Genomic DNA, 2,479 nt, shown 5'->3' with positions numbered 1-2,479 from the left:
CGCTTCGGGCATCGGGAACGGGATGAGCGCCCACGACCACGTCAATGCGGTCCAGTTCCGCTTCGTAACTGGACACCACCAGCCCGCCGGCGACCCGGTCTCCAAGAATTTCCGTCACCGCTTTTGCCATGCCGGCGGAAGCCTTGCCGCTGCCGAAGACGAAGAGCTTCCGCCCGGGCTCCGGAGCATATCGCCGATCCCCGACAATCAGCTCGTTTCCCTCGATCTTCAGGGCTTCACGGATCATGGCCTCCGGCAGCACCGCGCGGAGGGCCTCGGAAAAGATCTCACGGGCTGTCTGCTTCAAGTTCATCCAACACCCTCCCCAGGGCCTCGTTCCATCCCCGGCTTCCCGGGTCCGGGGCCTTAACCAGTCGAGGCAGCGAAGCCTCCAGCCAGCCGCGCTCCGGATGGGGGATAAGAACGGGAACGTCCACTTCCTGCAGCATCGGCAGGTCGTTTTCACTGTCGCCGATGCCGACGGCCACGTGCTCCATCCCGAAGATCCCCCGATAGAGGGACCTCACGCCGCGCACGGCGGCCCCCTTGTCCTGACGGTCGCCGATGAGATGGTAAAACCTTCCGCCGCGGACGATCTTCATTCCTTCCCTCGCCGCCAGGCGCTCCAACTCCGGAAGATCCGGGACGGATTTCAGGAGAAAGGGCTCCGAAAACTCCCGGGCCTTCGCCCTTTCCGCCTCTTCAACGGCAAGCCCGGAAAGTACGGCCACCTCCTGGGAAGAAAGGTCGCCGTATCCGGTAATTTTGAAGCGGCTCTTCATCGCCGCAAATACGCCGCGGATCCTTCCATACGGCAACCCCAGCGCGAGGACGAAGAAATTCCCCTGCTCCCGGAATTCCTCGGGCAGGGAGACGCTGCGGTATCCCCTCGGAACAAAAATTCCCCCGCCGTTCTCCACGATAAAGGGCTCCCGGAATCCCAGCCGGTTCTGGAGAGGCTCCACCTCCCGGCGCGTCTTGCTGGTTACGAAAACCAGGGGGATCTTCGCCCCCCGGAGCCGATCCAGGGTCGGCCGGGCTTCTTCAAAGGAGTAATCGTCATGATTCAGAAGGCTCCCGTCCAGATCCGTAAAGACCAGGATGTTCATTTCCGCCTACCCCCTTTCCGGCAGAGTGGAAACCAGTATTTTGATCGAAGGCCTTCCGGCCGCCCTTGCGGCAAGGGTTTTTCTGATCTGCAGAGGGGCGATCCGGCATTCCGCGCTGAGAAAGGAAGCGAGGGACTCCGCCCGCTCATTGGCCAGGCGGATTCTTTCCCGGTAGGGCAGGTTCGCTTCCGCAACGGCCTCCAGGGAAATGAGAATGCGGTCGTTTCTCGCATAGGCATCCCGAAGGGGCTCCAGCTCCTTTTTCATCGCCTCCGTCAGCGCTGTGGATCCCGGATTAAAAAACAGCACGGGGACAAAGGGCACCGTCTCCACTCGGAGGCGAACCGGCATATTCAAGGAGGCGCTGAAAAATTTCTCCAGCCACGTCAGTTCCTCAACCGACAGGGGGTAATCGCGGCGGATCTGAACGGTCAGAAGCAAAGCGGAGGCTTTATCCTGAAAAGCCACGGAGAAATCCGTGATCCGGGAAGGGGAGATAAGCTCTTCCGCTTCGGCCGACACCTGCCGGATCAGGGGAACAATCCCCTCCCTCGCCTCCTGAAGGATCTCCTTCGTCGGCCTGGCGGGGACGATAGCGGATGCTAATGTGATGTCCTGCTCCGCCAATCCCTGGGGCAGCACCTTAACCTGCTCGACATGAAGTCTCACTTTCCTCTTCAGTCTGTCCCGCACCTTCTGCTCAGCCAGCTCCAGTTCCCTGTCCTTGAGGTATTCAACAGCGTTGACAACCGCCTCGATCTCCAGCAGGCCCCCGTCGTCCAATTCCGTAAACTGGAATGTGGCCAGGCGCGAGCGCTTTTCCTGATTGAACTGCCGTTTCAGAGACGCTTCGACATCCCGTTTCAGCTTGATCTCGGTAACGCCCCGGGAAAGGGTGTAAACCAGCGGGACCGAGATCAAAAGGAGAAGCAGGGACAGATAGACGAGGCGGCGCTTCAATTTCTTCATGTTTTCTTCGGCGGCCATCGTGGGGCGGAATCCATAAAGGGAAAAGACAAGGCAGGTCGAAAGTACAATGGCGACAAAATTGGTGAAGAAAAGAAAAAAGGCGCCGGCGGCGATGGTCGGATTGCCGTTTCCAATACCGAATCCCGTCACGCTCAGTGGGGGTATGACGGCCGTGGCGATGGCCACTCCGGGAACGATGGTGAGATAGTTCTTCTTGGTGCAGATGGCCGCCGCACCAGCCGTTCCGGATAGAAAGGCGATCATCAGGTCAAAGATGTTGGGTGTGGTCCGGGCGCTTATTTCCCGGGTGACTTCGCTGAGGGGGGAAAGGTAGGAAGCCAGAGTGGCGATAAGGACCGTGGCAACAACGCTGATGGCCACCTTGCGGAGGGATTTCGTCC

The 2,479-nt window shown here is 59.8% G+C and carries 3 protein-coding genes; all 3 read right to left on the bottom strand.

Going from position 1 to position 2,479, the window contains the following annotated elements; all coding sequences use genetic code 11:
- Positions 1-313 (bottom strand): DUF4147 domain-containing protein (locus AB3175_RS13505; RefSeq protein WP_367361469.1); only part of this gene is annotated, 313 nt, incomplete at its 3' end.
- Positions 288-1,109 (bottom strand): HAD-IIB family hydrolase, encoded by an 822-nt coding sequence (locus AB3175_RS13500; protein ID WP_367361468.1) that lies wholly within the window; start codon positions 1,107-1,109, stop codon positions 288-290. The genes AB3175_RS13500 and AB3175_RS13505, both read right to left, overlap by 26 nt.
- 6 nt (positions 1,110-1,115) lie before the next feature.
- On the bottom strand, positions 1,116-2,479 hold a 1,364-nt coding region (locus tag AB3175_RS13495), incomplete at its 5' end, for a DUF389 domain-containing protein (protein WP_367361467.1).

This window comes from Syntrophus sp. (in: bacteria) (genome assembly GCF_040768185.1).
GTDB classification, from domain to species: Bacteria; Desulfobacterota; Syntrophia; order Syntrophales; family Syntrophaceae; genus Syntrophus; species Syntrophus buswellii.
Note: the sequence above shows the minus strand (reverse complement) of the source record. Positions and strands in the feature narration are given on the sequence as shown.